At 66.9% G+C, this 26,354-nt stretch carries 27 protein-coding genes and 1 tRNA gene; 12 read left to right on the top strand and 16 right to left on the bottom strand.

Going from position 1 to position 26,354, the window contains the following annotated elements; translation table 11 throughout:
• Nucleotides 1-73 precede the first annotated feature (73 nt).
• Nucleotides 74-1,921: a hypothetical protein gene (locus METLW4_RS0119085; protein WP_210162319.1), complete on the bottom strand. Its 1,848-nt coding sequence runs from the start codon at nucleotides 1,919-1,921 to the stop codon at nucleotides 74-76.
• A 78-nt stretch (nucleotides 1,922-1,999) separates the two neighbouring features.
• A tRNA-Leu gene (locus tag METLW4_RS0119080) sits at nucleotides 2,000-2,084 on the bottom strand.
• 168 nt (nucleotides 2,085-2,252) lie between these two features.
• On the opposite strand from METLW4_RS0119080, the gene METLW4_RS0119075 reads away from it, so the two are divergent.
• A complete protein-coding gene (locus METLW4_RS0119075; protein WP_018267837.1) occupies nucleotides 2,253-3,257 on the top strand; it encodes a complex I NDUFA9 subunit family protein in 1,005 nt (334 codons plus the stop codon).
• A gap of 25 nt (nucleotides 3,258-3,282) precedes the next feature.
• Here METLW4_RS0119075 and METLW4_RS0119070 read toward each other — a convergent pair whose 3' ends face one another.
• Nucleotides 3,283-3,969: a sulfate transporter family protein gene (locus METLW4_RS0119070; protein WP_018267836.1), complete on the bottom strand. Its 687-nt coding sequence runs from the start codon at nucleotides 3,967-3,969 to the stop codon at nucleotides 3,283-3,285.
• A gap of 165 nt (nucleotides 3,970-4,134) precedes the next feature.
• Between METLW4_RS0119070 and METLW4_RS25410 the strand changes: the two genes are divergently transcribed.
• The 3 genes from METLW4_RS25410 (at nucleotide 4,135) to METLW4_RS0119055 (ending at nucleotide 7,293) form a co-directional block, all read left to right on the top strand.
• Nucleotides 4,135-4,941 (top strand): class I SAM-dependent methyltransferase, encoded by an 807-nt coding sequence (locus tag METLW4_RS25410; protein ID WP_018267835.1) that lies wholly within the window; start codon nucleotides 4,135-4,137, stop codon nucleotides 4,939-4,941.
• Between the two features lie 86 nt (nucleotides 4,942-5,027).
• Nucleotides 5,028-5,879 (top strand): class I SAM-dependent methyltransferase, encoded by an 852-nt coding sequence (locus tag METLW4_RS25405; protein ID WP_018267834.1) that lies wholly within the window; start codon nucleotides 5,028-5,030, stop codon nucleotides 5,877-5,879.
• 43 nt (nucleotides 5,880-5,922) lie between these two features.
• On the top strand, nucleotides 5,923-7,293 hold the full coding sequence (locus METLW4_RS0119055; RefSeq protein ID WP_026191634.1) for a (Fe-S)-binding protein: 1,371 nt from the start codon (nucleotides 5,923-5,925) through the stop codon (nucleotides 7,291-7,293).
• Between the two features lie 245 nt (nucleotides 7,294-7,538).
• On the opposite strand, the gene METLW4_RS0119050 is transcribed toward METLW4_RS0119055, so the two are convergent.
• Nucleotides 7,539-7,877: a hypothetical protein gene (locus METLW4_RS0119050; protein ID WP_018267832.1), complete on the bottom strand. Its 339-nt coding sequence runs from the start codon at nucleotides 7,875-7,877 to the stop codon at nucleotides 7,539-7,541.
• Nucleotides 7,878-7,978: 101 nt separating this feature from the next.
• On the opposite strand from METLW4_RS0119050, the gene METLW4_RS0119045 reads away from it, so the two are divergent.
• Nucleotides 7,979-8,581: a hypothetical protein gene (locus METLW4_RS0119045; protein ID WP_018267831.1), complete on the top strand. Its 603-nt coding sequence runs from the start codon at nucleotides 7,979-7,981 to the stop codon at nucleotides 8,579-8,581.
• Nucleotides 8,582-8,743: 162 nt separating this feature from the next.
• On the opposite strand, the gene METLW4_RS0119040 is transcribed toward METLW4_RS0119045, so the two are convergent.
• The 6 genes from METLW4_RS0119040 to METLW4_RS0119010 form a co-directional block, all read right to left on the bottom strand.
• Nucleotides 8,744-10,402, bottom strand: coding sequence for a DUF882 domain-containing protein (locus tag METLW4_RS0119040; protein ID WP_018267830.1), 1,659 nt, complete (start codon nucleotides 10,400-10,402; stop codon nucleotides 8,744-8,746).
• Between the two features lie 259 nt (nucleotides 10,403-10,661).
• The gene (locus tag METLW4_RS0119030) at nucleotides 10,662-11,471 is read right to left on the bottom strand and encodes a hypothetical protein (RefSeq protein WP_018267828.1); all 810 of its coding nucleotides are present in this window, start codon (nucleotides 11,469-11,471) and stop codon (nucleotides 10,662-10,664) included.
• 128 nt (nucleotides 11,472-11,599) lie between these two features.
• Nucleotides 11,600-12,619, bottom strand: coding sequence for an NUDIX hydrolase (locus METLW4_RS0119025; protein WP_018267827.1), 1,020 nt, complete (start codon nucleotides 12,617-12,619; stop codon nucleotides 11,600-11,602).
• Between the two features lie 10 nt (nucleotides 12,620-12,629).
• Entirely contained in the window at nucleotides 12,630-13,142 is a 513-nt protein-coding gene (locus tag METLW4_RS0119020; RefSeq protein ID WP_018267826.1) for a tyrosine phosphatase family protein, read from the bottom strand.
• A 48-nt stretch (nucleotides 13,143-13,190) separates the two neighbouring features.
• Nucleotides 13,191-13,811, bottom strand: coding sequence for an HD family hydrolase (locus METLW4_RS0119015; protein WP_018267825.1), 621 nt, complete (start codon nucleotides 13,809-13,811; stop codon nucleotides 13,191-13,193).
• Nucleotides 13,799-14,416, bottom strand: coding sequence for a DNA-3-methyladenine glycosylase I (locus METLW4_RS0119010; RefSeq protein ID WP_018267824.1), 618 nt, complete (start codon nucleotides 14,414-14,416; stop codon nucleotides 13,799-13,801). The genes METLW4_RS0119015 and METLW4_RS0119010 overlap by 13 nt, the downstream gene beginning before the upstream one ends.
• Nucleotides 14,417-14,615: 199 nt before the next feature.
• Here METLW4_RS0119010 and METLW4_RS27925 point away from each other — a divergent pair, with 199 nt between their 5' ends.
• Both METLW4_RS27925 and METLW4_RS0119000 read left to right on the top strand, forming a co-directional pair.
• A complete protein-coding gene (locus tag METLW4_RS27925; RefSeq protein WP_018267823.1) occupies nucleotides 14,616-15,149 on the top strand; it encodes a hypothetical protein in 534 nt (177 codons plus the stop codon).
• A 210-nt stretch (nucleotides 15,150-15,359) separates the two neighbouring features.
• Entirely contained in the window at nucleotides 15,360-15,755 is a 396-nt protein-coding gene (locus METLW4_RS0119000; protein WP_018267822.1) for a DUF3126 family protein, read from the top strand.
• 9 nt (nucleotides 15,756-15,764) lie between these two features.
• Here the strand turns inward: METLW4_RS0119000 and METLW4_RS0118995 are convergent, their stop codons facing one another.
• A complete protein-coding gene (locus tag METLW4_RS0118995) occupies nucleotides 15,765-16,421 on the bottom strand; it encodes a hypothetical protein (protein WP_018267821.1) in 657 nt (218 codons plus the stop codon).
• A gap of 162 nt (nucleotides 16,422-16,583) precedes the next feature.
• Here METLW4_RS0118995 and METLW4_RS0118990 point away from each other — a divergent pair, with 162 nt between their 5' ends.
• Entirely contained in the window at nucleotides 16,584-17,111 is a 528-nt protein-coding gene (locus METLW4_RS0118990; RefSeq protein WP_018267820.1) for a gamma carbonic anhydrase family protein, read from the top strand.
• 36 nt (nucleotides 17,112-17,147) lie between these two features.
• Here the strand turns inward: METLW4_RS0118990 and METLW4_RS0118985 are convergent, their stop codons facing one another.
• Nucleotides 17,148-17,744, bottom strand: coding sequence for a transglutaminase-like cysteine peptidase (locus METLW4_RS0118985; RefSeq protein ID WP_018267819.1), 597 nt, complete (start codon nucleotides 17,742-17,744; stop codon nucleotides 17,148-17,150).
• Nucleotides 17,745-18,172: 428 nt separating this feature from the next.
• Between METLW4_RS0118985 and METLW4_RS0118980 the strand changes: the two genes are divergently transcribed.
• Together METLW4_RS0118980 and METLW4_RS0118975 are read left to right on the top strand one after the other, a co-directional pair.
• Nucleotides 18,173-18,670: a Spy/CpxP family protein refolding chaperone gene (locus METLW4_RS0118980; protein WP_018267818.1), complete on the top strand. Its 498-nt coding sequence runs from the start codon at nucleotides 18,173-18,175 to the stop codon at nucleotides 18,668-18,670.
• Nucleotides 18,671-18,788: 118 nt separating this feature from the next.
• Nucleotides 18,789-19,271, top strand: a complete 483-nt coding sequence (locus METLW4_RS0118975; RefSeq protein ID WP_157235252.1) for a hypothetical protein — start codon at nucleotides 18,789-18,791, stop codon at nucleotides 19,269-19,271.
• Between the two features lie 88 nt (nucleotides 19,272-19,359).
• Here METLW4_RS0118975 and METLW4_RS0118970 read toward each other — a convergent pair whose 3' ends face one another.
• The 4 genes from METLW4_RS0118970 to recA all read right to left on the bottom strand — a co-directional run bounded on the left by METLW4_RS0118970 (nucleotide 19,360) and on the right by recA (nucleotide 25,083).
• Nucleotides 19,360-19,788 carry a universal stress protein gene (locus METLW4_RS0118970; protein ID WP_018267817.1) on the bottom strand — a complete coding sequence of 143 codons (429 nt, stop codon included), beginning with the start codon at nucleotides 19,786-19,788 and terminating at the stop codon, nucleotides 19,360-19,362.
• A gap of 66 nt (nucleotides 19,789-19,854) precedes the next feature.
• Entirely contained in the window at nucleotides 19,855-21,108 is a 1,254-nt protein-coding gene (locus METLW4_RS0118965; RefSeq protein WP_018267816.1) for a cyclic nucleotide-gated ion channel, read from the bottom strand.
• Complete coding sequence (alaS, locus tag METLW4_RS0118960; protein WP_018267815.1) at nucleotides 21,105-23,771, bottom strand: alanine--tRNA ligase; 2,667 nt, start codon at nucleotides 23,769-23,771, stop codon at nucleotides 21,105-21,107. The genes METLW4_RS0118965 and alaS overlap by 4 nt, the downstream gene beginning before the upstream one ends.
• 232 nt (nucleotides 23,772-24,003) lie before the next feature.
• Nucleotides 24,004-25,083, bottom strand: a complete 1,080-nt coding sequence (gene recA / locus METLW4_RS0118955) for a recombinase RecA (RefSeq protein ID WP_043333055.1) — start codon at nucleotides 25,081-25,083, stop codon at nucleotides 24,004-24,006.
• 308 nt (nucleotides 25,084-25,391) lie between these two features.
• Between recA and pyrE the strand changes: the two genes are divergently transcribed.
• Together pyrE and METLW4_RS0118945 are read left to right on the top strand one after the other, a co-directional pair.
• The gene (gene pyrE / locus METLW4_RS0118950; RefSeq protein ID WP_018267813.1) at nucleotides 25,392-25,988 is read left to right on the top strand and encodes an orotate phosphoribosyltransferase; all 597 of its coding nucleotides are present in this window, start codon (nucleotides 25,392-25,394) and stop codon (nucleotides 25,986-25,988) included.
• A gap of 29 nt (nucleotides 25,989-26,017) precedes the next feature.
• Nucleotides 26,018-26,350, top strand: a complete 333-nt coding sequence (locus tag METLW4_RS0118945; RefSeq protein ID WP_018267812.1) for a c-type cytochrome — start codon at nucleotides 26,018-26,020, stop codon at nucleotides 26,348-26,350.
• Nucleotides 26,351-26,354 lie beyond the last annotated feature (4 nt).

The following is a 26,354-nucleotide window of genomic DNA, read 5'->3' as shown; positions in this document are numbered from 1 at the left end:
GATCTTTAAAAAATGCGGGTCTCCGCTTCTCGTCCCGTCGGGGCCGGCTTGCAAGCCCCTCCGGCGCGGCCGCTCATCGCGCCACCCAATTCGTTCCGTTGCAGATCGCGAGCGTCTTCGTCGCGCCGCCGCCCGAGACCTTCGCGCCCCATATGGCCGCGCTCGCGTCGGTCACATAGGCGATTTGGCCGAGTGCGCCGGAATTGCAGCGGGGCAGAGAGCCAACTGTCGAGCCGAGCAGCGTCGCCAGTCCCTTCGCCTCGGACGGGCCATCGGCCGAAGAGCGCGGCCAGAGCCCCGATAGGTCGATCCCCGTCCCGCGCGAGGAATTGGACGACGGAGACCTGACGCAGCCGGAGACGGCGGACGGCGAAACCTTCACATTGCCGACCGTGTCCTGCGCCACGACGGCGTAATCGTAGAGATACGGCGCGAGGCAATATTGCATGTCGAGATGGATCGTCACATCCGAGGTCGATCCCTCCAGCCGAACAGCGGTCTGCCCGACGAACCCGGACGAGGCGAAAATCGCGTCTATTTTTATCCCGCGGACATTATGCGCGAGAACCCCGCCGGCCGAATCATTGGCGATCCACGTCCCTTCCATGCTTATCGAATTCACGCCGGCGCCGGCGGCCGCGGCGTCATCGGCAGAGAAAGTGAAGGCGCTGCCGATATGCTTCGGCGAGGACGCTCGCGCATAAATATTGCCGATATTTATATTCTGGATGACCGACCCCGCACCGGTCGCCGTCGCTTCGACAATTCCGCCATTGACGGGACCGCGCTCCTCGCCATGGCCGTCGAATTGAGAGCCGGTCTCGATCCATATGTCCGAGATCGCGGCGCCGTTCGAGGCCGCTATCTCCACATTCTTCGCGGAGTAATATCCGACCCACGCATGGAAGCGCAGGCCCGCGACGCCCGTTCCGGCGTGATCGGCCTTGATCCATATGTTGCGCGTAAAGTTTCCGCCGGTGGAGCAGGACGCCAGCGTCCCGCGGCAGGGCGTGCAGTTCATTTGATAAAAATCGGCGTCGCCGACGAATGAGCCGGCGCTCGACGTCGGGTTTATGTTCAGACAATAGGCGCGCGGCGCGGTCGAGAACATTCCGATGCGCCGAAATTCGATCAAGCGCCCATTGCGCCATTCTATGGCGTTGACGAAATTCTCGAAGTCTATGTCGTGAATGCGGTTCTGCTGCGTCGGGTTGAACGACGTCCCATCATCCTTGCCGATGCGCAGAAGGCTCGTCGCCGAATAGGCGGAATTGTTGACGAGCTGGAATTGGCCGACATCGAATGACGCGTTTTGCTCGGAGGCGGACGAAGGCGCGACGAGATCGATGAGCGCGTCGCCCTCGAATACCTCGGAGGCCATGATTCGCGTGCCGCCGAGCGCCGCCGCGCAACCGGTGAATTGAAGCGGAAACCACGTCGCCGGCGAAAGCGCGACCGTGCGGGCGAAAGTATAAAATCCGCAGCCGAGATCGACGCCGTATTTCGTGTTTCGCGGCGTCAGGACGCCGCGGTGGAGCGCGGCGAATTTCGCGCTGTCATGCGCGGCCTGCACCGACGCCGCCTGATCGGCGTCCCCCCACCATTCCGGCTTGGGAAAAGCCAGCCCCCTGACCGCGCCGGGGCCGCTGAAAATCTGATAGGGGCCGGCGACGACCGTCGCCCCGTCCGCAAAGGTCAGCGCTTTCCGATTCGCGACCCGAAATCCTCCATTGCGCTCGACGAGCCACATCGTCACGCCGGACAGAGCGAGGTCGTTCGAGACCGCGCACACTCTGTCGATGACGATCGTGCGTCCGGCCGCCGCAGCCGCGGCGAGCGCCGCGTCGTCGCAGGTCGCGCCAAAGGCGGAAATGGACGTGATCGCCCTCTGCGCGCCGAGGTCCTCGAAGCGAAGGTCCATCCCATGGGCCGCCGCGACGCCCGCGATGATCGCCGAGCCTGCGAGAGCGAGCGAGCGAGACACTCTGCGAGAGTGAGATGGTGCCCAGGAGAGGACTCGAACCTCCACGGCTTTCACCACTGGTACCTGAAACCAGCGCGTCTACCAATTCCGCCACCTGGGCAACGCGGCTCTCTTACGAGGCGGACGCTCTGCTTGTCAATGGCGCTCGTCATGCTTCGTTCACGCTGCTGCGGCGCATTCCCTTTCCGGCCAAATCGCGCTAGAGCATCCGCCCGAAACGGAGCGATATTTTCGATCGCTCCTCGAGCGAATCGGCGTGGGGCGAAGAATGAGCGCAGATGTGAAGGATGCCGGGCGGATCGTGACGGTGTTCGGCGGGTCGGGATTCATCGGGCGCCATGTCGTGGCGGCCCTCGCGCGGGACGGCTGGCGCGTGCGCGTCGCCTGCCGGCGGCCGGACCTCGCCTTTTTCCTGCAGCCTCTCGGCAAGGTGGGGCAGATTTTCCCGGTGCAGGCCAATTTGCGCAATCCCGCCTCCGTCGCAGCCGCCGTGCGCGGGGCCGAGGCCGTCGTCAATCTGGTCGGCGTGCTGGCCGAGGGCGGCAAGCAGAAATTCTCCACCCTGCATGCGCAGGGCGCCAAGGCCGTCGCGGAGGCCGCCGTGGCGGCGGGCGTGAAGCATCTCGTCCATGTCTCCGCCATAGGCGCGGACAAGAATTCCCACTCCGCCTACGCCCGCACCAAGGCGGAGGGCGAGGCCGCGATTCGCGCCGCCTTCCCCGGCGCGGTGATCTTGCGCCCCTCGGTCGTCTTCGGCCCGGAGGACGAGTTCTTCAACCGCTTCGGAACGCTGGCGCGCTATCTGCCCTTCGAGCCGGTGATCGGCGAGGCGACGCGCTTCCAGCCCGTCTATGTCGGCGACGTCGCGCAGGCCGTGGCGCTGGCGGTGGACGGCCGCGCCCAGGCCGGCGCGACCTATGAGCTCGGCGGCCCGGAGGTGAAGACCTTCCGCGCGCTGGTCGAATATGCGCTGAAGGTCGCCGAGCGCGACGTCAAAATCTGGCCGCTGTCCTTCGCGACGGGGGCGCTCATCGCCCGCATCACGCAGACGCTGCATTCGCTTTCGCTCGGCCTCTTCCCCAGCCTGCTGACGACGACCGTCGATCAGGTGGAGCTGCTGCGCCACGACAATGTGGTCTCGGCCGACGCCAAGGCCACCGGGCTGACGCTGCAAGGGCTCGGCATCACGCCGACGGCGATCGAGGCGATCGTCCCGACCTATCTCTACCGCTACCGCAAGACCGGCCAATATCAGGCGCAGCGGCTCGCCTGAGCCGCGCCCAGCGCCTCTCCAGCCCTCAGCGCGCCCGCGCCTCCGCGCGGACCGCCGGGGCCGTGAGGCGCTTGTGCAGGCGCACCATGAAGGCCACGCCGAACAAAGGCGTGAACAGATTGAGGCCCGGCACGGCGACGAAGCCGGCGATGAACAGGCCCGCGAGGAACAAGGTCGTCGCATGGCGACGGGTCAGCTCGCGAGCTTCCTCCAGCGAGCAATAGCGCGTCGCGGCGAAGGCGAAATATTCCCGGCCGAACAGATAGGCGTTGGCCAGCACGAAGACGATGGCGTTGACGCCGGGCACGAGCAGCAGCAAGAGCGCGACGAGATTGACGCCCGCCGAGACGAGCGCGAAGCGCAGCGCCATCACCATCGCCTGACCGGCCGGCAGCGGACGCCCGCGCGGCCCGTGCGGATCGATCTCCTCCTCGACCACATCGGCGAGATCGTCGAGGAAAAACCCCGCGACGAGGATGGAGATCGGCGCGATGAGAAACGCAAGGCCGACGACGAGCCCGGCGCCGGTCGCGAAGGTGACGACTGCGCGCAACCAATAGTTGTCGGCAGTGAGAAAAGACAGCGCCGCCTTGTCCAGCCCCGTCCAGGCCAAGGCCAGCAGGACGAAGGTCAGACCGAGGCTCTTGAGCAGAACATTACGAAAGGGCGGCGAGAAGATTTGACGGGCGGCGTCCAGGGCGGCTTGCAGCATGGGGGCTCCGAGGCGGAAGTCGCCGTCAAGATGGGGGGAGCCGGGCGCGGGCGCAAGCCACGCCGAGACCGCTCTTCGAGGACCGCCGCGCCGGGTTAGGCGCGGCCGTGGATTTTGTGCTAGGGGCTGCGCCGCGGCCCGGATTCGAAAGGCGAGGTTTTCGCATTGCTAGGACGAAATTGGTTCAGACGGCGCCCCCGCTCCGAGGAGGTCGCTGTCGCCAGCCTGTTTTCCGGCGAGGAGACGCGCGCGCCGTCGCACCAGAACGCCATCGACGCCATTCCCGGCTGGAGCTGCCATTTTCCCATCGAATTGGGGCTTACGGCCGGACGGCTGCCGGCCTTCGACGATCCGCGCATCACCTGGTGCATCGAGCGCTATGGCGATCTCACGGGACGCCGCGTGCTGGAGCTCGGTCCGCTGGAGGGCGCGCATACCTACATGCTGGCGAAGGCCGGCGCCCATATCGACGCGGTGGAGGCCAACCGGCTCGCCTTTCTGAAATGTCTGGTGACGCGGGAAGTTCTCGATTTTCCCGACACGCGCTTTTATCTCGGCGATTTCGTGCAATGGCTCGAGCAGGACGGTCCGCGCTATGATCTCGTGGTGGCGAGCGGCGTGCTCTACCACATGCGCGAGCCGCTGCGGCTGCTGCGCGCCCTGTCCGAGCGCGCCGACGCCATCTATCTGTGGACGGTCATGGTCGACGACGACCAGCTTCCGCATGCATTCACGCAGAAATTCGAAAATCTGGACGTGCGCCACTATGCGCGCGGCTATGGCGATCGCAGCGTCGCCTTTTGCGGCGGCGCGATGGATTTTCCCAATTGGATGCACAGGGACGACATTCTCGCCGTGCTGGCCGCGCTCGGCTATGACGACGTCACCGTGCTGAACGACATCATCGGGACGGCGGGCAATGTCCTGCCGACATTTTCTGTTTTCGCCAGACGGAGCGCTTCGGTCGGCTGACGCCACCGCGGCGCGCGCTTCCATCGAGGCGCGGTTAGATTCGAAGGCGCGCGCCGCGAGCGGGCGCCGCTTCACAGAGGAACGGCATGAGCATTCAGGACAACGCCAAGAAGCTCCCCATCGGCCGCCGCATCGTGCGCGCGCTTCGTTCGCTGGTCGGGCTGAAGAACGCCCCGATCCCCGTGGAGCACGTCAAGCTCAACCGCAGCCAGTACAAGAACATTTGGAACTCCGTCTCGGTCTCCGAGAATGACGCGAAAATGGCGGTCTCCGGCTATATCGACGAAGACCTCTATCGCCAGATGGGCGAAGGCACGCGCGACATGCTGCAGTCCTATGTCGGCATCGGCCCGGACGATGTGGTGCTGGAGATCGGCGCCGGCGTCGGCCGCGTCGGCGCCGCGCTCGCGCCGATCTGCAAGGAATGGATCGGCGCCGATGTCGCCGAGAACATGCTCGGCCATATTCGCCAGCGCCTCGCCGCTTTCGACAATGTGCGCACGGTCGCGACCAGCGGCTTCGATCTCTCCGCCGTGCCGGACGCTTCCGTCGACGTCGTCTACAGCACGGTCGTGTTCATGCATCTCGAGGAATGGGATCGCTTCAATTACATCAAGGAAGGCTTCCGCATTCTGCGGCCGGGCGGACGCATGCTGGTCGACAATGTGGACATCACCTCCGATCTCGGCTGGAAATTCTTCGAGGAGCATTGCGCGGTGCCGCCCTTCGAGCGGCCGGCGCAGATCAGCAAGACCTCGACGCCGCAGGAGCTCGAGACCTATTTCAAGCGCGCCGGCTATGAGGCGATAGAGCAGGTCCGCGCCGGACTCTGGATCATCACCTATGGCCGCAAGCCCGCGGCGCAGGAGCAGCCGCGAGAGCAGGCCGCCGAGCAGCAGCCCGCCGCTCCGGCGGAAGAGGCGCAAGCCGCCGGCTGACGGCGCAAATATTGCTTTCATGCCGCCCGAGGAAACGGGCGGCATGAAGACATTTCTCGACTGGTCGGCTTACGACACTTACGGAATAGGCGACGCCTATTCCGGCATTCCGGCGACGGGCGGCAATTACGCCAAGGCGGTGGCCGTGTGCATGCACAGCCGCGACTGCCAGAAGACCGCCAAGGGCGTGATGTGCCCGAGCTATCGCGTCACCGGCGAGGTCAAGCATTCCACCGAGGCGCGCGTCGCCGCCTTCAAGGCCGCGCTCAATGACGGCACGGATGAGCGCGCTTTCGCCGATCCGCGCCTCGACGAGGCGATGGACCTCTGCGTCTCCTGCAAGGCCTGCAAGAAGGAATGTCCCAGCGCCGTCGATATGACGCTGATAAAGACCGAATATCTCGCCCAGCGTCATGAGATCGTCGGCGTGCCGAAGCGCCTGCGCCTGTTCGGCGGCGTGCCGGAATGGACGGGCCGCCATCGCGTGCTGCTGCGCTTCGCCATTCGCCTGCGCAATCGCTCGCGGTTCCTATCGCGACTCGCGGAGAAATGGATCGGCGTCACCGCCCGCCGCCCCCTTCCCGAGCCCGCCCCCGCGGCTTTCACCCGTACGGCCCCGGCGGCGGCGAGCGCCGGGGCGCGCGGCGAGGTGATCCTCTTCGTCGATACGTTCTGCCATCACTTCGATCCGCATGTGGCCGAGGCCGCCGTCGAGGTGCTGGAGCACGCCGGCTATAGCGTGCGCATCGCCAAGCCGGCGCCGACCGACGCGGAGCCGGACCGCCCGCTCTGCTGCGGCCGCACCTATCTCACCACCGGAATGGTGAAGAAGGCGCGCGGCGAGGCGGAGCGCGTGCTCGCCGCCTTCCGCGACGAGATCGCCGCCAAGACGCCGATCATCGGCCTCGAGCCCTCCTGCCTGCTGTCGCTGCGCGACGAGCTCTACAGCCTCGGCCTCGGGCCAGAGGTCGGCGATCTCGGCAAGCAGCTCTATCTGCTCGAGGAGTTTCTCGCCCGCGAATATCAGAACAAGGGCCTGCGCCTGTCGCTGAAGCCGCTCGATCTGCCCAAGGCGGTCGTGCACGGCCATTGCCATCAGAAGGCCTTCGGCGTGATGAAGGCGACGAAGAAGGTGCTCGGCTGGATTCCGGGCTTCACCTTCGACATCGTCGAGACGAGCTGCTGCGGCATGGCCGGCAGCTTCGGCCTCGAGGCCGAGCATTACGAGACCTCGATGAAAATGGCGGAGCTGTCTCTGCTGCCGGCGATGCGCGACGCCGCGCCCGACGCCCCGCTGATCGCAAACGGCTTCTCCTGCCGCCATCAGATCGAGCATGGCAGCGGCCGTCAGGCCCGCCATATCGCGCTGCTGCTGCGCGACGCGCTGCAGCCGGCGCCGCAGGCCGCGGAATAAAACTGCAGAAGTCTGAGCAGAAAGGGCCGCGCGCACCTCCCCCTCGAGGGGGGAGGTCGATCGCCGAAGGCGAGCGGGAGGGGGTGACCGCCCGAGTCTTTGCCGTTGAACCCCACCCCGTCCGGCTGTCGCCGGCCGACCCTCCCCCTGAAGGGGAGGGTGGAGCGCGCGCCGGAATAAAAGGCGCGCCTCGCGCGCAATCGTCCAGAATTGTCCGCTAACCGACAGAATCGAACGCCGCGCGCTCAGCTCTCCCCGGCGCGACGCTGGGACAGCTCCTCCATCAGCGCCGACACCGTGTCGAGCAGGCGGATGGCGCCGGGCAGGCGGGAATGCGCGTTCTGCTGCGCCTCGCCCTCCGGGTCCATGCCGCGCCACCAGTCGATGAGGTCGCCGATCAGCGCGCGCCCCGGAATTTGCTCGAAGGGAACGCCGGGATAGGCGTCTAATCCGAAAGCCGCCTCGAAGTCGCGCAGGCAGGCTTCGACATAGCGCGCGTCGGCGCCATTGAGCGCGAAAGGCCGCTCCGGCGCGCGACGCACCATGCGCACCTCGCTCAGTTCCGGGATATAGTCCTTCACCACCGCGCCAGCTCCGTCTCCCGAGGTCCCGCGACGGGAGACTCCATCAATTGCGGCGCCAGCCCGCCGGGCGGCAATGGCGCGACGCTTGCATTTTTGGACGCATGACCACACACGCGACCGAGAGAGGGCCGGTTCCGCCGGCGCTCAAACGATTCATCTGGGATATTCAGTCGATGGTCGAGCTCGCCGACAGCGAGCGGGAGATTCTTCTCATCGGCCGCGATCTCATGACCCGCCTCGTCGCCAGCGACGATTGCCTGCCGGCGGTTTTCGCCGAGGCTCTGCCGGGGCGCGGGCGGCAATTCCAGCTCTACAGCGACGGCGAGGAGCGCTTCGCCGTCGTCGCCTCCGTGCTCGCCGGCGGCGCTGGCCTGTCGCTGGAGCAGCCGGGGGTCTGGGAGATCGCCGGCGTCTTGCGCGGCGCGGTGGCGCGGCGCCCGCCCGGCGGGACCGAAGAAACACGCACGCTGGAGAAAGGCGCGGTCGAAGCGCGGCTTTCCAAGACCGGCCCCTCGACCGCCCTGGCCAATGCGCTGGCCGAGGAGGTTTCGATCGCGATCCAGGTCTATGGCGGGCCGATCACCGGCATCGTCCGTCGCTCGATCGCGCCCGATGGCGCGATCGGCGAGGCCGAGCCCTACGCCAATGGCGAGGCGACGCCGCCCTATGACATCTACACCATTCAGACCGAGATAAAGGACTGATTTAGAGCCGGGAAAGCCCCCTCCCCGGCCCTCCCCCGCTGCGTGGGAGAGGGAGCAGATTCCGCTCTTCATCGAGAGTCGCGCAATGCCGGCCGTTCCCTCTCCCGCAACGCGGGGGAGGGCGAGGGAGGGGGCGCTCACGACTATCGGGCGAGGGCGAGCTCAGCGCGCCGAGACGAACCGATCCGTCGGCAAAATCGCCGCCTGTCCGGCGAAAGCCTGCGCCTGCCCGCTGGAGGTGGAGGGCGCGAAGAGCCCCGTGTCGGCGCGGGCGGCGGAGCGCGGCGCCGCGAGCGTGGTTCCGAGCGCCGTTCCGCCCGGCAGCCGGCTGGCGGACACGCCGGTCGTCAGCGCTTGGAAATTGGAGCGGTCGAGACGCGCCGGCACCAGCTCCACCTTGGCGGGCGTGGGCCTCGGCGTCGGCTTGGCGGCAGGCAAACGAAGCTCCGGCGCGAGATCGCTTCCATAGGGAAGCGATTGCGCGGCGGAGGGCGCATAGGCGAGCAGCGGCTCCGGCTTGGCGACGGCCTGCTGCGCCGGGCGTGTGGGCGGCGGCGGGGCATTATGCGCCTCCTCGCTGACGCCGCCGCGCAAGCTGGCGGCGCCGAGATCGACGAGGCTGGCGATGGCGCCCCCGGCCCGACGAGCGGGCGGCGCGGCGGGCGCGCTGGCCAGGGCGCCGAACTCGCTCGGCCGCGTGGGCGGCAGCGGCGCGCCGGCGACAGTGAGGAACATGGGCCGCCGGGGCGGCAGAGGGGCGGCCAGCGCCGCGTCGAGCTTGGCGTCGATCTTCGCCTCCTCGGCGGAGGGCTCGAGCGAGGCCACGGCGACCGGCTCGGCGCGCATCTGCGTCTCGCCACGCGGCAGATTGCGCTCGGCCGCGGCGATGCGCTCCTGCTCGCGACGGCTCGGCGCCGGGGCCGGAGCGGCTTCGGCGCTCTCCTCCTCGGCGTCGGCCGAGACGCGGCCCGAGCGGCGCGGCGCCAGAGACGCCCATTGCTTGCGGGCAGCAGTAGGCGGCGGGGCCGCGGCGATCGCGCTGTCCTCGTCCTCCTCGCCGCCACCGAACAGCATGGCGAAGAGACCCTTGCTCTGGCGCTCGACGGCCGGAACATAGGCGCCGTTGCCGCGCGCCTCGATCTCGGCCTTGGCTTCCTCATAACGCGCGAGCGGCTGGTTGTTGGTCGGCAGATGCACCGTCTTGCCGTCGGGGAACAGGCGCGCGAGCTGGTCGTAGCTCATGCGCGGCCAGGAGCGGACGCCGCCGACGTCGAGATGCACGAAAGGCGTGCCGGCGGTGGGATAATAGCCGACGCCGCCGCGCTGCATGCGCATGCCGATCTCGCGGATCTGCTCCATGGACATGCCCGGCATCGTCGTGTCCATCGCCTTGCCGAGCATATGCTGCGAAAATTTCGCCACGGCGCGCGAGCGGCGGCGCAGCATGGCGTTGGTCTCCGGCGAGCGATAGGCGGAGACGACATGGACCGGCTCGGTGGCGCCGGCCTGACGATAGGCCTCCCACACCACATCGAACAGATGCGGGTCCATCTTGGTCGGCTCGTCGCGACGCCAATCGCGCAGGAACCAGTTCAGCTGCTCCAGCACCGCGGAATCATAGCGGCCGCCGACCAGATAGGTCGCGGCGATCTGCTCCTTGGTGTGGCTGTGGAAGAGATAGAGCGTGCGCGTCTCGCCATTGGCGACCGCATTCTCGGTGAAGGACGGAGCCAGCGCCGTGACGAGCGCTGCGGCGGCGCTCGCGAGCCGCGCGATAGACCGTCGTGAGAGGAGAGGCGCGCCTTCCCGCCGATCGTCCAAAACGTCTGTTCTTTCCGCTGGTCGACGGGCGAGAAGGCCCGACGAAATGAATTGCAGGACGCGAGCGCCGAACGCACGGACAATCGATCGGCAGATCGATCGCGGCTTCGTCCCTATCGGCGCCTCGGCGACGCGGGACCCGGCCTCTTCTCGAGACGAGCGAATCGGATTCGCGCGTAAGGCAAGGACGCTATTTCGACATAATGGCGAAAAATTGCCCAGCCGTCAGAGTGACACAATGTCGAGTTCCCGTTGAAAGTCAATGCGCCACGCCTCCCGCGAGGGGCAGGACGAAGGCGCCGGAGGCCAAAATCGGCTGCCCGCCGGGGATCAACGGCGCCGCGGCGGCCATCTCCGACAAAGGCTCCGAATGCGGCGCTTGCTGCGCGTCCGCGCTGGTGAAAGCGGCGGAAGGCGGGCGGCGGGGCGGCTCGGGCGCCTCGATCGGCGCGGCCTCATTGGCGCGGATGGAGGCGGTCGGAGTCGAATCTATGGCCCGGCTCGCCGACAGACGATCCCGCTCGGCGAGGGCGAGGCGGATCGGCCCCTGCGGCGGCGCGGCGGGATCGGCGAAGGCCTGCGACACGGCGCCTCGCACCTTTTGCGCGAGATCGCCCAGCGGATCGGCGGCCGGCGCGGCGGCGGCGACCGTCTGCGCGCCGCGGCGGGCGCGGCTCGCGACCACCGTGCGGTCGCTGCCATTGCAATTGCGAATGCCGAGCGAAATCAGCTCATTGCCGCTCAGCACCCGATATTGCCGGGTGAGATAGCCGAGCCGCTCGCGCACCGCCGCTGGATAGTAATTGAACAGCTCGGCGGAGACGCCGGCGTCGGTCTGATGGTCTATCGGATTATAGGCCAAATGAAATTTGACCTGCGAGTCGGGATAGACGCAGACATTGGGAAGGCTGAGCGCCATTGTGCAGGCGGATCGGCATTCGTGCAGCCGAACCTCGCGGCCCTCGCGGCGATAGATTTCCGTTTGCGCCTGATACTCCGAGACGAAACCGCCCACGTCCTTATAGACGATGACCGGCGCCGGAGCTGGCGGCGGCGACAGATAGCTCAAGCAACACCCCTACGCTCTACTGACGTCCGATAAGAGAAAATTCACCATGACAGGGTGAATAGTCTCTTAACGGCCGGATCATCCTCGAGCGGTCGGCTGGACGGCGACCCATCCGATCGCCCGTCGGATCATCCTCTGATTCCGACCCTGAGGCCGGGCGCAGGACGTTCTTGCAAGACATTGCGGCGAAAATGAAAAAGCGCTGCGGGGCGGCCGCCGGTCTTCAGCGACACCTCCCCCGTCGGCTCCACGGCGGCGGAGGTCTCGACGAGGCGACGGAAGTTCTGCTTGTGCAAATGGCGGCCGGCGATGGCCTCCACCGTGCGCTGCAGCTCGGTGAGCGTGAAGGCCGGCGGCATCAGCTCGAAGATCACCGGGCGGTATTTCATCTTGGCGCGCAGCCGGCCCATCGCCGTCGCCAGAATGCGCCGATGATCGTGCTGCATGGGCGCGCCGAGCGGAGGCGGCTTCACGCCGCGTTTCAGCGCCGCCTCGCGCCCGTCGCGCCAGGCCTCCTCGACGAGGCCCGCCTCATAGAGCAGCTCGTAGCGCTCGAGCGCATTCTCCTCATCGAGGCCCCTGCCCTGCGGGCGGAACAGAAGATTGACGCGGTCGCGCCGCCGCAGGCCGGAGGAAGAGAGCGCGTCCGGCGCCTCCTCCACCCAGGCCGAGAGGCCGGGCAATATCGTCGTCTCCATCGCCTCGGGACGGCCGCCGCGCCAATCCTCCCAAGGGAAGAACTCGTACCAGCTGCGAAAGCCGCGGATCTCCTCCACCTGCTCCTCGGCGATGCGGGTCAGCGCGAGATAGCCGACGGAGACCACATGCGGATCGCGGTCGCCGGCGCGGGCGTGGCGGCCGCGGTCGCCGAAAGTGTAGAGCTGCTCGACATAGCCGAGCGACATGCCGGTCTGCTCGGCGACCCAGGCGCGCAGGCCGATCTCGAAAGTACGGTGACGCACCGGATCGAAAGGGCCGGAGGGCAGAGCGGCGCGCGCGTCCTCGCCCGTGGCGGCGACAGTGAGGATGAGCGGCTCGTCCTCCTGCGCCGCGACGATCGCCGCCGTCAGGCCGATGGCGACCGGCAGCGGTCCTTCCGAGTCGCGCGAAGATGCGGGCGGCTCGCGCCGATGATCGAAGCTCGTCATCTTCTCTGGGTCAGGCGAGCTCGAGCGCGAAAGGCGCTCCCTCATAGCAATCGGCGCCGCGGCCGATCTCGGCTATGGCCGCCGACATGCGGCCGTCGCGCGCGAGAATGCGATCGGCCAAAGCGACGAGACGGCGGTTGGGCGTCGCCGTCGGCGAGGCGCGGCGCAGCTCGGACGCCAATTCGCTCTCCGCCCGCTGCGGGGCGAGCGCGCAGGCGAGAATGAAAGCCGCCGCCGGCGAGCGGCTGACGCCGGCGTAGCAATGGATGACCAGCGGCTCACGCCGGTCCCATGCGCCGGCGAAGGCCAGAAGGCTCTCGATATGCGCGCGATTGGCCAGCACATGGCCGTCCTGATCCGCGTCTATGTCGGAGACGGCGAGCCGCAAATGTCGCTCAGGGATGATCTCGCTCGGCCGCGCCAGCGAGGAGCCGGCGGTGAGGATTGTGATGAGCGAGCGCGCGCCGCTGGCGCGCACCGTGTCGACGACCTTCGTGAGCGAACAGACATAGAGGTGCGCCATGTCTCACCCGTTCTGTGTCACTTCGATGCCTCACGCTCTCATACGTCGCTACGCGCTTTGCTCGACCTCGGCGAAGCGCGCCAGAAAGCGCCGCTGCGCCTCTTCGACCGAAAGCGGCTCCAACGCCTGCGCGCAAGCATCGGGCGCGACCGCCGGACGGCCGAAGATGCGCTCGGCTTCCGCGCGTGTAAAGCCGGCGAGCCTCACCGCCTCGAAAAATGCCGAGGCGCGATCCGCCCGCTTGGAGAGACGCAACAGCGCGGCGTCCGGCTCCGGCGGCAGAGAGAAGCGCAGCAGGATCGCCGTCAGAATGCGTTTCTCCACGCTCTTGTATGTGTCGCCGATGGCGGCTTTGAAGGGGGAGATCATGTCGCCGATCACATATTCCGGCGCGTCATGGAGCAGCATGAACAGCCGCCCCTCGCGTCCGAGCCCGGGCGAGAGCGCGCAGGCGATCTCCTCGACCAGCAGGCTGTGCTGGGCGACCGAGAATATATGTGAGCCATGCGTCTGGCCATTCCAGCGGGCGACGCGCGCCAGCCCATGGGCGATATCCTCGATTTCCACATCCAGCGGCGAGGGATCGAGCAGATCGAGCCGCCGACCGGACAGCATGCGCTGCCAGGCGCGGGGGGCCGCCTCGGCCTTGCCCGCCTTCACTCCGCGCATCTGTGGCACTCCGCCAGATGGTCGTCGACCATGCCGACCGCCTGCATGAAGGCGTAGACGATGGTCGGGCCGCAGAAGGCGAAGCCTCGCGCTTTCAGATCCTTGGCGAGGCGGCGCGAGATATCCGTCTGCGTCGGAACGTCGGCCGTCGTGCGCGGGCGGCGGACAATGGGGGCTCCATCGACGAAGCCCCAGAGATAATTGGAAAATCCCACGCTCTCCTCGATCTCCAAATAGGCGCGCGCGGAGGCGATGGCGCCTTCGATCTTGGCGCGATTGCGGATGATTGCCTGATTTTGCATCAGAGCTTCGACGCGGGCGGAGTCGAATCGCGCGATTCGATCGGGATCGAATCCCTCAAAAGCGGCGCGAAAGCCCTCGCGGCGGCGCAGAATGGAAATCCAGGAGAGGCCCGCCTGGAAGCCATCGAGAATCAGCTTCTCGTAGAGCGCGCGCGAATCGCGCTCCGGGCGGCCCCATTCCTCGTCGTGATAGGCGACGTAGAGCGAATCGTAACCTGCCCAAGGACAACGCAAAAGACCGTCTGGATGACGCAGCGGCGCAGCGTCGCGCCAAGCGCGTGGATTTTCTCTTTCGGCGGCCATCGCCCCTTCCCTCACGCTTTACGCGCGCCATCTGAGCCCAAAGAGCGTTTCATAACATCCTGATTGCGGTCCCGGCGAGCTTGCGGCCCCTGCCCCGATGCACGACAATTGGCACAGGCCGTGCTCGCAGTGCGGCCGTCGGGAGCCGTTTGCGCCGACGAATCATCATTGGCGACGGCGCTCACCAAGGAGAAATTTGATGTCGATCCGTCTCGTCTCTTACGCTGCCGTCGGCGCCCTCGCGGTCGGCTTGGCGGTCGCCGCCGCAGGTGAAGCGAAAGCGCAGGCGAATGTTTTGAAGGAATGCGGCACGCAATATCAAGCCGCCAAGGCCGCCAATGAGCTGAAGGGGCAGAGCTGGCAGGACTTTCTGAAAGCCTGCCGCGTGCGCCTCTCCGAGCAGCCCGCCGAGACCGCGCCGGCCGCCGCCGCTCCCGCGCCGACTCCCGCCCCTGCTCCGGCCGCCGCCGCGCCCGAGCCGACCCCCGCCCCTGCGCCCGCTCCCGCGCCGACGACGACAACGGCGACGCCTGCTCCGGCCCCCGCTCCGACGACCGCCGCCAAGCCGGCCAAGCCCGTCTCCGAAGGCAAGGCCGCCCAGGCCGCGCGCCAGAAGAAATGCGGCGCCGAATGGAAGTCCAAGAAGGCCGAGCTGCTGAAGGCCGACCCCAAGGCCACCTGGCCGAAATATTGGAGCGAGTGCAACAAGCGCCTCAAAGCCGCTGGCGAGTGAGCCCCAGCCGATCGCTCGACAATCAGGCCCGGCGCGTCGCGCCGGGCTTTTTCATTGAACAAGATCGCTGGCGCTTCGCGCCGGGCTTCCTCATTGCGCAGCCCCCGGCGGTGGCCCCTCTTGCGGCGCGGCCGCTTTTCGTGGCACAGGCTGCGGGCCGCGAGACGACGGCGAGGCGCTCGGCAAGAGGCGCGAAGCGGGGGAAGCCGTATGGAGAAGATCGAGCTGCGCAAGCTGCAGGCCTTCTTGCGCCAGGCGCTCGGCAATGACGGGATCCGCGTGACCGCCGATCCCAAGAACCCCGACGACGCCGCGGTTCATTTCGGCGAGCGCAAGATCGCCTCCATCGTCGTGGACGACGAGGACGGCGACCGCTCCTTCGCCTTCGCGATGAAGCTGCCCGTCGGCCGCGAGACTCTGCAATCCTATCTGCGCAAGCTGTTCGAGAACGACAAGCTCACCATCGCGCCGCGCGGCCGCAAGACCGATTCCGTCGAGCTCAACAGCGGCGAGGATTTTCTCGGCGTGATCTCCGCCGACGACGCCAAGCAGACCAGCTACACGCTGCAAATCGCCATTCTGGACATCGACCTCGACGATTTTTGATCGATCGCGTCAGCGCGGCCGCGGCCGCTCCGCGTCGATGGAGGCGAGAAAAGCGCGCAGCCCGCGCGCCAGCTCTTCCCAATCGCGTAGCAGAACGGCGGAAAAGCGCGCCTCTACATCCAGATTCTTCCAGCGCAGCGCCCAAATGCAGGGCGCCGAGCCGAGAAAGCCGGCGTCGCGACGCGGGCAGCGGGCGAAAAAATCCCGGCCCTCCGGCGGCGCGAGATAGAGCAGCTCCAGCTCATAGGGCGAGCCCGGCTCGAAACGCCGCATGACGAGGCCGCCCGGCCCGCCCCAGACCTCGCTCTCCAGAAAGCGCGCATAGAGGCGCGAGGGACGCTCGGCCGGGTCGAGCGCCTCCTCGCGCGGCGCCAGCGTGACGAAGACGCGCATCGGATCGATCTCCTCCGCGGCGCGCCGGCGCGGATCGGCGCTCGGCTTTTGCGGCGGCCCGAAATCCGGCGCGACAGCGATGAAGGAGAGGCGGTCCAGCGCGCCGCCGTAGCGCGTCGAATCGTCGCGCGCATAGGCGGGCGCATAGGCGAAGCGGGCGTCGCCGAGGCTGGCGGCGACAATGGCCGGCTCGGCCGCATCGGTCTTGCGCGTGAAGCGATAGCCCGCCGCGACGAGCAGCGCCAAAATCAGAGCGACGAGAAAGAGACGCATGATCTCAGAGACAGAGGAGCAAAGCCGATTCGCCCGAGCTTAGCCGATTCAGCCCCGCGACGCGCGGTTCCCTCTTTTCGCCAAAGACTCTAGAAGGTCGGCGAACGCCCCCCGCGCCTCGTTCCGAGGCCGCCGCGAAGAGGGGCGCCGGAGACCTGACCCATGCCTCTCTACAAGCTCGACGGCGTCGCGCCGCGCGTCCCGGCCTCCGGCCGCTTCTGGGTCGCGCCCGACGCTCATGTCATCGGCCGCGTGCAGCTCGAGGAGGACGCCAACATCTGGTTCGGCTGCGTGCTGCGCGGCGATAATGAATGGATCACAATCGGCGCGCGCAGCAATATTCAGGACAATAGCGTGCTCCACACCGATATGGGCTTTCCGCTCGTCATCGGCGCCGATTGCACCATCGGCCATGGCGTCATTCTGCACAGCTGCCTCATCGGCGAGGCCAGCCTGATCGGCATGGGCGCGACCATACTCAATGGCGCGAAAATCGGCCGCAACTGCCTCGTCGGCGCCAATGCGCTGGTCACGGAGAATAAGGAGTTTCCCGACAACAGCCTGATCGTCGGCGCGCCGGCGCGCGTCGTGCGCACGCTGGACGAAGGCGCGCTCGCCCGCAATCTCGAATCGGCGAAGCATTATGTCGAGAACGCCGAGCGCTACGCCAAAGGGCTGGAGGCGATCTGACCGTCGCGGCGCGCCCTGCCGAAGGGCGCGCTGGCCTCAGCGCGCGGCGAACAGCGGGACGTTGGGATCGTCGACCGCGACCCAGACATTCTGGTCGAGCTGCGACTGCCGCTTGACGAAGCGATAGGGCGTGTTGGTCCAGGGCCGAACAGCATCGTTCATATTGTCGAGGACGAACTCGCCGCGATTGGTCCTCACCGTCAATATCGCATGGCCGTCGCCATTCTTCTCCTTCACCACCGTCATCAGCAGAGCGCCGCGCGGATAGCCGAGCTCGATCAGCAGGCGACGCTTCATCAGCGCATAATCCTCGCAATCGCCCTTGCCGTCGGTGGGATAGTCCCAGCGGTCGACGACGCCCCAATGATCCATGTCCGAGACCGGCTCGATCGCATGATTGACATGGGCGTTGACGCGCTGAATGTCCTTATAGGCTTTGGCGGTGAGATCGATGTCGCGCGGCCCGGCGGAAGCCTCGGCGGCGCATTCGCCGCGATAGCGATGACAAAAATCCAGCCAGCCATAGGGCACGCTGGTCTCCGGCCCCAGCGCCGCATAAAGCAGATGCTCCGAGGCAGCCCGGCCGGGCGCCGTCCCCCAGAGGGAGATCGCGCCGGCCAGCGCCGCGCTCATCGTCACTCTCGCTACTCTACCCAACATCTTCGTCGTCTCCCGATGTGGAGACGAGATTAGTTTTATTGTTTTGCTTGCTCTGTAAGTCGATAGCTCAGTTTTTCAGCCAATCCATTTAGATTTGACGACAATTTTCGTAAGTATACCAAGAGATGACCGAAATAGGCGAAATTTCGGGGTATTTTCCATAGACCTCTGAAATCACGCGCTGTTCTCGCCCCGGCGCGGCGGCGCGGCCGGGGCCCTCCATGGGCGTTTTTGCCCCTGACGGGCCGATTCGTTAACATGAGGCCCGGAATCGCGGTTAACGGGCTTGCCGCGGCGACGACGAGCGACGAAATTACGGCGGCGGCCATGGTTCGGTCTCAAAGGCGGCGTAGGGACCTCGGTCGAGTTTCCATCGGGTTCCGAGATTCCATCGGGGTTCTATGACGATGTTGCTGCGCTTCGCTATCGCTCTCGCGGTGAGCCTCATGGCCTTCGTCGTCACAGATGCGCCGATCGCCGAGCCGCTCAATCGCGCGGCGGAGAATCCGTTCGTCGCCAGGCGCAGTCCGCTCGAGAGCCATATGGACGAATGGCGTCTCGCCCTGCGCCTCTCCGGCGAGCAGGAGCGGCTATTCTCCGCCTTCGCGCAGCAGCTGCACGCCCTGGTTCAAGATCGCGACGCCGCCATCGTCGCCGCGGCGATCGACCGCAATCGCGACGGCGCCCCCCGCGACCCCGGCGCGCCGCTGCGCGCCCGCGCCGATCGGCTGAGCCGGCATGTGGAGAATTTGCGCGCCCTCGCCGACGCCGAGAGCAGCTTCTTCGCCTCGCTCTCCGACGAGCAGCGCCGCATAGCCGATCACGTGCTGCCCCGCGACGTGCTCGGCGCGCATGATCTTTTCCGCCGCCGCGGCCTCCGCCCGGACCGGAACGGCTGATGTCCCGCGTCGAGAACCATTGAACATGCGCGCGCCGGCTCGCTCGAACGATAAAAATCGTCTATCCGCCCACGAAGACAAAGCTCGTCATTCCGCCCTTCGCCCGCGAGACAAGAAAATGACATCCGTTTCGCTCGCCCCGAGCGCCCGCCCCGCGCTCCGCGTCGCCGTCGGACTTTGGGGACTGCTAATCTGCGCCCTTTCGGTGACCACGGCCTCGCCGGCCTTCGCCGCCAATGGCGCGGACAAGCCGCCGGCGCTGGAGCCCGCGCCGGCTCCCGCCGCCGCCCCGCCGCCGCCGGCCCTCGCCGGCAAATCGGCGCAGCCGGCGCCGGCGCCCGCGCGCAAGCGGCTCACCAAATTCGAGGCGAGGCGCATCCGCCACGCCTGCCAGGGACGCGCCAATGAGCGCAACCTCGTCGGGCCGGAGCGCGAGGCCTTTTTGGGGCGCTGCTATTTCGGCCGCGTGTCGACGCGGGTCGAGCGGCAGCAATGCCGGCAAGAGGCCGCCGCGCGCGGGATCGAACGCGCAAACCAGCGCGTCTTCATACGCGAATGCGTCCGCGAGCGGGTCCGCGCCAAGCGCGAGCATAAGGACTGAGCGCCTCGCTCGAGAGTGTTTTCGAGCGACGAGGAATTCTAGCGTCGCCCGGTTGAGATCGAACCGGGCGGCGCTGCATCTCATTGTTTTATGGCCGCACGACCAGCACGGAGCATTTGGCGTGGCGGACGATGGTCTTGGCGTTGGAGCCGAGCAGATAAGTGGACATGGCCGGCCGGTGCGAGCCGAGCACGATGAGATCGGCGCCCCACTCCTCCGCCTCCGCCAGCACCTCGGGATAGATCGCGCCGAAGCGCACCACCGTCGTCACCAGATTCTTGGGATAGTCGATCTTGGCCGCGACATCGGCGAGCTCCTGCTCCGCCGAGGTGCGCAGCTCCTCGTCGAAATTCGGCGGGATGTAGTCGATGAAGGCGACAGGCACCAGAGATTGCACATTGATGAGCCGAAGCTTGGGCTGCGGCGAGCCCTTGGCGAGGGCGAGCGCCTCGTCCAGCGCGAGGCGCGTGAGGTCCGGCTCGGTCAAATCGAGCGGAATGAGGATTTTCTCATGCATGAGCGCTCCCTCCTCTCATCGATCTAAGCCGCGGGCGCCGGCTTTGTCAGGGGCGCCATGTCGGCTTCATGGGCCATCCTCGCGCGGCGGAAGGTCGCGCCCGTCGATTTCCGCCTCGGCGAGATCGCCTTCGCGGACCACGGGCCGAAACTCCGAGCGGCGCGCCGCGACCGCCTCTATATGGCGTCCGATCTCGGGATTGCGCTGCGTGAAAACATGGAGATCGAAAGCATCGAGTATCAGCAGCTTTATGGGCGTCGCGGCGCGCACATTGGCGGTGCGGCGCGTCTTGCGCAGCAGCGCGATCTCGCCGAAGAACTGCCCCTCGCCGAGCCGCGTCGGCCCGCTCGGCAGCTCCACCTCCACCTCGCCGGCGGCGATGAAATACATGGAATGCGCCGGCTCGCCGCGGCGCACGACCAGCGCGCCGGCCGGCAGGGATTGCGCGCGCAGGTAACGCATGATCTCGGCGATCGCCGATGCGTCGAGCGAGGCGAACAGCGGCGCCTTGGCCACCATGCTCCAGGTGACGACGAATTCGCGCCGGTGAATCTCCTCCGCGAAAGCGGTGGCGACGATGCCGACCGGCAGGCCGAGCATGACGAAGCCCATCACCATTGAGATCGCGGCGATGATGCGCCCCGCCGGCGTATGCGGCACCACATCGCCATAGCCGACCGTCGCAATGGTCTGGATCGCCCACCACATCGCGGCGGGAATGGAGCGGAACGCCTCCGGCTGCGCGTCATGCTCGGCGATATGCATGGCGGTCGCCATGAACAGAACGACGCCGAAGAGCACGATGCCGGAGGCCGCGAGCGCTTTGCGCTCGGCCTCCAGCACGGCGAAGATGGAGCGTATGCCCGGCGAATAGCGCGCCAGCTTGAAGAAGCGCGCGAGTCGCAGGAACAAGAGGATGCGCAGATCGGCGGCGACGAGGACGGAGAGATAGAAAGGCGCGATGGCGATGAGGTCGACGATCGCGGAAACCGAGCTGACGAAGGCGATGCGCGCCTGCGCCGGGCGCATCGCCGCATAGAGCGCATGGTCGGGCGCGCTCCAGATGCGCAGCGCATATTCGACGCTGAAGGCGGCGACGGCGACATATTCGACCGCACGAAAGAGCGCGCCATATCGCGCGGCGTTATCGGGATCGGATTCGAGGATCACCGCGCCGACGGAGAGAATGACCAGCGCCATCAGCGCGCCATGGATAATTTGAGCGGCGCGGTCGCCGACGCCGCCGCTGTCGAGCAGAATATGGACGCGGCGGCGGAGGCCGGACGGCGCCTCCTCGATCGCGGCGCCCTCCTCGCTCACTGCGCCGCCTTGGCCCGCAGCGTCTCCTCGATCGCCGTCAGCGCAGCTTCCAGCGCAGTGGCGTCCGGCCCGCCGGCCTGGGCGAGATCGGGCCGGCCGCCGCCGCCCTTGCCGCCGAGCTTCTCCGAGGCGGCGCGCACCAGATCGATGGCGCTGTAGCGCGCCGTGAGATCGGCGGTCACGCCGACGACCACGCCGGCCTTGCCGTCGGCCGAGGCGTTGGCGATGGCGACGACGCCGGAGCCGATCGTCTTCTTGGCCTCGTCGACGAGCGATTTCAGGTCCTTGGCGTCTATGCCGCTGACCGCCTTGGCGAAGAGCTTGATTCCTGCGACGTCTCGAACGGGCTCCGCCGCGCCATTGCCGCCGCCGCCCATGGCCAGCTTGCGCTTGGCGTCGGCGAGCTCGCGCTCCAGAGTCTTGCGCTCTTCTATGAGGTTCGCGAGCCGGGCGGGCGCGTCCTCGACGGAGGCGCGGACGAGCGCGGCGATCTCGCGCAGCGCCTTGGCCTCTGAGACGAGCTGCGCCCGGGCGCCTTCCGCCGTCTTGGCCTCGATGCGGCGCACGCCGGAGGCGACGGCGCCCTGCGAGACGATGCTGATAAGGCCGATGTCGCCGGTGCGGCGCACATGCGTGCCGCCGCAGAGCTCGACCGAAAAAGCGCGATCGGCGTCGACGGGCGCATGGCCCATGGCGACGACGCGCACCTCGTCGCCGTATTTCTCGCCGAACAGCGCGCGGGCGCCGGAGCGAATGGCCTCGTCCTGATCCATCAGCCGCGTCTCGACCGGGGCGTTGTCCTGCACCACCTCATTGGCGATCTGCTCGACAGCGGCGATCTCTTCCTCGCTCAGCGGCTTGGGATGCGTAAAGTCGAAGCGCAGCCGGTCCGGCGCGACGAGCGAGCCCTTCTGCGCGACATGATCGCCGAGCACGCGGCGGAGTGCCTCATGCAGAATATGCGTCGCCGAATGATTGGCGCGCACGGCGTTGCGGCGGACGTGCTCGACCTCGAGCTCGAGCGCGAGACCGGGCGTGAGCGCGCCCTCCTCCACCACGCCCTCATGAACGAAGAGGCCGTGAACCTTCTTTTGCGTGCCGGTGACGCGAAAGCGCACGCCCTTGGCGCGCATCACGCCGATATCGCCGATCTGGCCGCCGGATTCTGCGTAGAAAGGCGTCTGATTGAGCAGCACGGCGCCGCGCGCGCCGGTCTCGAGCCGGAAGGTCTCCGCGCCGTCGTGCAGAAGGGCGACGATCTGCCCCTCGGCCTTCTCCCGCTCATAGCCGAGGAACTCGGTCGCGCCGAGACGTTCCTCGAGCGCGAACCAGACGGCTTCGGTCGCGGTCTCGCCGGAGCCGGCCCAGGCCTTGCGGGCCTCGGCGCGCTGGCGCTCCATGGCGGTCTCGAAAGCGGCCTTGTCGACGACGATGCCGCGCGGGCGCAGCGCATCCTCGGTGAGATCGAGCGGAAAGCCGTAAGTGTCGTAGAGCTTGAAGGCGGTCTCGCCGGAAAAGCTCGCGCCGGCCGTGAGCGAGGCGCTCTCCTCGTCGAGGATGGAGAGGCCGCGCACGAGAGTCTGGCGAAAGCGCGTCTCCTCGGTCAGCAGCGTGTCCCGAATGAGGCTTTCGGCGCGGGTCAGCTCGGGATAGGCGAGGCCCATCTCGGAGACCAGCTCGCCGACGAGGCGATGCATCAAAGGCTCGGCGGCGCCCAGAAGCTGCGCATGGCGCATGGCGCGACGCATGATTCGGCGCAGCACATAGCCGCGGCCCTCATTCGAAGGCGTCACGCCATCGGCGACGAGAAAGGCCGAGGCGCGCAGATGATCGGCGATGACGCGGTGGCTCGCCGCCTGCGGGCCTGCGGAATCGACGCTGGTGGCGTCGGCCACGGCGCCGATGAGTCGGCGAAAAAGATCGATCTCGAAGACCGATTGCACGCCCTGCAGCAGCGCGGCGATTCGCTCGAGGCCCATGCCCGTGTCGATGGAGGGACGCGGCAAGGGCGCGCGCTCGCCGGGCGCGGTCTGCTCATATTGCATGAAGACGAGGTTCCAGAACTCCAGGAACCGATCGCCATCCTCCTCCGGGCTGCCGGGCGGGCCGCCGGCGACGCTTTCGCCCTGATCGAAGAAGATCTCCGAGCAGGGACCGCAGGGGCCGACGTCGCCCATGCTCCAGAAATTATCGGCCGTGGGGATGCGGATGATGCGATCGTCGGAGAAGCCGGCGATCTTTTTCCACAGCGAAAACGCCTCGTCATCGTCGTGATAGACGGTGACCAGCAGCTTTTCGCGCGGGAGGGCCAGCTCGCGGGCGACGAAGTTCCAGGCGAGCTCGATCGCGCCTTCCTTGAAATAATCGCCGAAGGAGAAATTGCCGAGCATCTCGAAAAAGGTCAGATGCCGGGCGGTATAGCCGACATTGTCGAGATCATTGTGCTTGCCGCCGGCGCGCATGCATTTTTGCGCGGTGGTGGCGCGCGTATAATGGCGCTTCTCGAAGCCGGTGAAGACGTTCTTGAACTGCACCATGCCGGCGTTGGTGAACATCAGCGTGGGGTCGTTCTGCGGGACGAGCGGCGAGGATGCGACCTTCTCGTGTCCATTGCGCGAGAAATAGTCGAGGAAGGTCGAACGGATCTGGTTGACGCCACTCATATCGGTTCTTGTCGCCCGCTTGTTCGGCTCAAAATGCCATCGAACGCGCGCTCGGCCGTAACCGTCGCTGGGAAAAGGAAAAGGCCCGGCGCGAACCGAGCCCTTCTAGAGCATTTGTCCGCGAAGTGGAACAGGCGGCGCCGATCGCGGAAGGGGATGACGCTTCGGAGAGTCTTCGCGCCGTGACCCCACCCTCCCCCTGAAGGGGAGGGTGGGCGTTCGCCATCTGCGATCAGTCCTCGGCGCCCTCGCTCTCACCCTCGCCGCCGGCGTCGAGAATGCGCTCGGCGATGAGGCCGGAATTCTCGCGGATCGCCTGCTCGATCCGCTCGGCCGCTTCTTTGTTCTGCTTGAGGAAGGTCTTGGCGTTCTCGCGGCCCTGGCCGAGGCGCTGGCTGTCATAGGAGAACCAGGCGCCGGATTTCTCGACGACGCCGGCCTTCACGCCGAGATCGATGAGCTCGCCGACCTTGGAAACGCCCTCGCCATACATGATGTCGAACTCGACCTGCTTGAACGGCGGCGCCACCTTGTTCTTGACCACCTTCACGCGAGTCTGATTGCCGGTGACCTCGTCGCGGTCCTTGATGGAGCCGATGCGGCGAATGTCGAGGCGCACAGAGGCGTAGAACTTCAAGGCGTTGCCGCCCGTCGTCGTCTCCGGCGAGCCATACATGACGCCGATCTTCATGCGGATCTGATTGATGAAGATGACGAGCGTGTTGGAGCGCGAGATGGAGGCGGTGAGCTTGCGCAGCGCCTGGCTCATCAGGCGCGCCTGCAGGCCGGGCTGCACCTCGCCCATCTCGCCCTCGATCTCGGCGCGCGGCGTCAGGGCCGCGACCGAATCGATGATGAGAACGTCCACCGCGCCGGAGCGCACGAGCGTGTCGGTGATTTCCAGCGCCTGCTCGCCCGTGTCGGGCTGAGAGATCAGCAGCTCCTCGAGATTGACGCCGAGCTTGCGGGCGTAGACCGGATCGAGCGCATGCTCGGCGTCGACGAAGGCGCAGACGCCGCCCTTCTTCTGCGCCTCGGCGATCACATGCAGCGCGAGAGTGGTCTTGCCCGAGGATTCCGGCCCATAGATTTCCACGATACGTCCGCGCGGCATGCCGCCGACGCCGAGCGCGATATCGAGCCCGAGCGAGCCGGTCGAGATCGTCTCGATCTCCACGGCTTTCTGATTCTTGCCGAGCCGCATGATCGAGCCTTTGCCGAAGGCCCGCTCGATCTGCGACAAAGCGGCGTCCAGCGCCTTGGTCTTGTCCACGGATGTTCCTTCCACGAGGCGGAGATTGGCTTGGCTCACGGCGATGATTCCTTCTGGCACGGGTCGGGCGGCGGGCGCAACGCGAGATGCGGCCCCGGGGCGAAAGACTTGTGATGATTGGATCAGAAGCGAAGGCGAAGATCGGATGGGCAGATTGTATCGCATTTGTTCTCTTCGCCAAGTTCTTTTTTTGTTCTCGATGATTTTTCCCGCGCAGCCCGGCTGGGCGCGGCCCCGGCGCGAGCCGAGGAATGGAACCGGCTTGAAGTCCGCGAGTTCCTCGGCGTAAGGGACCGCAGCCGGCCCCGGCCTATTTCTCATGATCGACAGCGGAGTTTCGACAGCCCATGAGCGACACGCGCGCGCCTTCCCGTCCCGACGCCGTTATCGACCCCGCCGATCCGCGCTGGGCGCGGCTGCATCGGCTGATCGACACGCATTCGCTGCTGCGCGGCGATTTCACGCTCTCCTCGGGCCGCAAGAGCAATTATCTCTTCCAGCTGCGCCAGACGACCATGCTGCCGGAAGGCGCGCATCTCATCGCCGATATCGTCGTCGATTATATGAAGGCGCAGGGGATAAAGGGCGTCGGCGGGCTGGCCGTGGGCGCCGTGCCGCTGGTGGCGGCCATCGCCGCGGTGAGCTTTCCCAAAGGCGCGCCGGTCGAGGCTTTCTTCGTGCGCAAGGAGGCCAAGGGCCATGGCGCCAAGGAGCGCATCGACGGCTATGTGCCCAAGGACGGGGAGACGCTGATCGTGGACGATGTGGCGACGACGGGCGGCTCTATATTGGAGGCCATCGCCGGCATGGCGGAGGAACACCCGCAGGCGAGAGCGACGCGGGCGCTGGTCGTGATCGACCGTGAGGAAGGCGCTGCGGAAAAGCTCGCCGAAAAGGGAATCACTCTGGTGTCGATCTTCAAGCGCGGCGACTTTACAATATAGCCTCGCATGCCGTTTCGGAGGGAGAGCCCATGAATTGCGCGACGCCGATGGTCCTGGCCTTCATCGCTTGCGGAGGCGTCGCGGCGCCGGCGCTCGCGCAATCGAGCGATCCTTCCGCCGGGCGACGTCTCGCCGCCTCGCTCTGCGTCGAATGTCATCGCATAGACGACAAGACGCCGGCCAAGGACGAGGCCGCCAAAGCGCCGAGCTTCGTCGATGTGGCGCGCATGCCCTCGACGACGGAGCTGGCGATCAAAGTCTTTCTGCGCAGCTCGCATCGCAACATGCCCAATCTCATCCTCACGCCGGATGAGATCGACTCGCTCTCCGCCTATATCGTCGGCCTCGCGCCCGCGCGTTGAGGCG

The organism is Methylosinus sp. LW4 (genome assembly GCF_000379125.1).
Lineage (GTDB): Bacteria > Pseudomonadota > Alphaproteobacteria > Rhizobiales > Beijerinckiaceae > Methylosinus.
This window is presented reverse-complemented; position numbering and strand designations above follow the sequence as displayed.

Coding starts and splice junctions, on each gene's coding strand:
- METLW4_RS0119085 (WP_210162319.1), bottom strand. CDS start 1,921: ATGGACCTTCGCTTCGAGGACCTCGGCGCGCAGAGGGCGATCACGTCC.
- METLW4_RS0119075 (WP_018267837.1), top strand. CDS start 2,253: ATGAGCGCAGATGTGAAGGATGCCGGGCGGATCGTGACGGTGTTCGGC.
- METLW4_RS0119070 (WP_018267836.1), bottom strand. CDS start 3,969: ATGCTGCAAGCCGCCCTGGACGCCGCCCGTCAAATCTTCTCGCCGCCC.
- METLW4_RS25405 (WP_018267834.1), top strand. CDS start 5,028: ATGAGCATTCAGGACAACGCCAAGAAGCTCCCCATCGGCCGCCGCATC.
- METLW4_RS0119055 (WP_026191634.1), top strand. CDS start 5,923: ATGAAGACATTTCTCGACTGGTCGGCTTACGACACTTACGGAATAGGC.
- METLW4_RS0119045 (WP_018267831.1), top strand. CDS start 7,979: ATGACCACACACGCGACCGAGAGAGGGCCGGTTCCGCCGGCGCTCAAA.
- METLW4_RS0119025 (WP_018267827.1), bottom strand. CDS start 12,619: ATGACGAGCTTCGATCATCGGCGCGAGCCGCCCGCATCTTCGCGCGAC.
- METLW4_RS0119020 (WP_018267826.1), bottom strand. CDS start 13,142: ATGGCGCACCTCTATGTCTGTTCGCTCACGAAGGTCGTCGACACGGTG.
- METLW4_RS0119015 (WP_018267825.1), bottom strand. CDS start 13,811: ATGCGCGGAGTGAAGGCGGGCAAGGCCGAGGCGGCCCCCCGCGCCTGG.
- METLW4_RS0119010 (WP_018267824.1), bottom strand. CDS start 14,416: ATGGCCGCCGAAAGAGAAAATCCACGCGCTTGGCGCGACGCTGCGCCG.
- METLW4_RS27925 (WP_018267823.1), top strand. CDS start 14,616: ATGTCGATCCGTCTCGTCTCTTACGCTGCCGTCGGCGCCCTCGCGGTC.
- METLW4_RS0119000 (WP_018267822.1), top strand. CDS start 15,360: ATGGAGAAGATCGAGCTGCGCAAGCTGCAGGCCTTCTTGCGCCAGGCG.
- METLW4_RS0118995 (WP_018267821.1), bottom strand. CDS start 16,421: ATGCGTCTCTTTCTCGTCGCTCTGATTTTGGCGCTGCTCGTCGCGGCG.
- METLW4_RS0118990 (WP_018267820.1), top strand. CDS start 16,584: ATGCCTCTCTACAAGCTCGACGGCGTCGCGCCGCGCGTCCCGGCCTCC.
- METLW4_RS0118985 (WP_018267819.1), bottom strand. CDS start 17,744: ATGAGCGCGGCGCTGGCCGGCGCGATCTCCCTCTGGGGGACGGCGCCC.
- METLW4_RS0118980 (WP_018267818.1), top strand. CDS start 18,173: ATGACGATGTTGCTGCGCTTCGCTATCGCTCTCGCGGTGAGCCTCATG.
- METLW4_RS0118975 (WP_157235252.1), top strand. CDS start 18,789: ATGACATCCGTTTCGCTCGCCCCGAGCGCCCGCCCCGCGCTCCGCGTC.
- METLW4_RS0118970 (WP_018267817.1), bottom strand. CDS start 19,788: ATGCATGAGAAAATCCTCATTCCGCTCGATTTGACCGAGCCGGACCTC.
- alaS (WP_018267815.1), bottom strand. CDS start 23,771: ATGAGTGGCGTCAACCAGATCCGTTCGACCTTCCTCGACTATTTCTCG.
- pyrE (WP_018267813.1), top strand. CDS start 25,392: ATGAGCGACACGCGCGCGCCTTCCCGTCCCGACGCCGTTATCGACCCC.
- METLW4_RS0118945 (WP_018267812.1), top strand. CDS start 26,018: ATGAATTGCGCGACGCCGATGGTCCTGGCCTTCATCGCTTGCGGAGGC.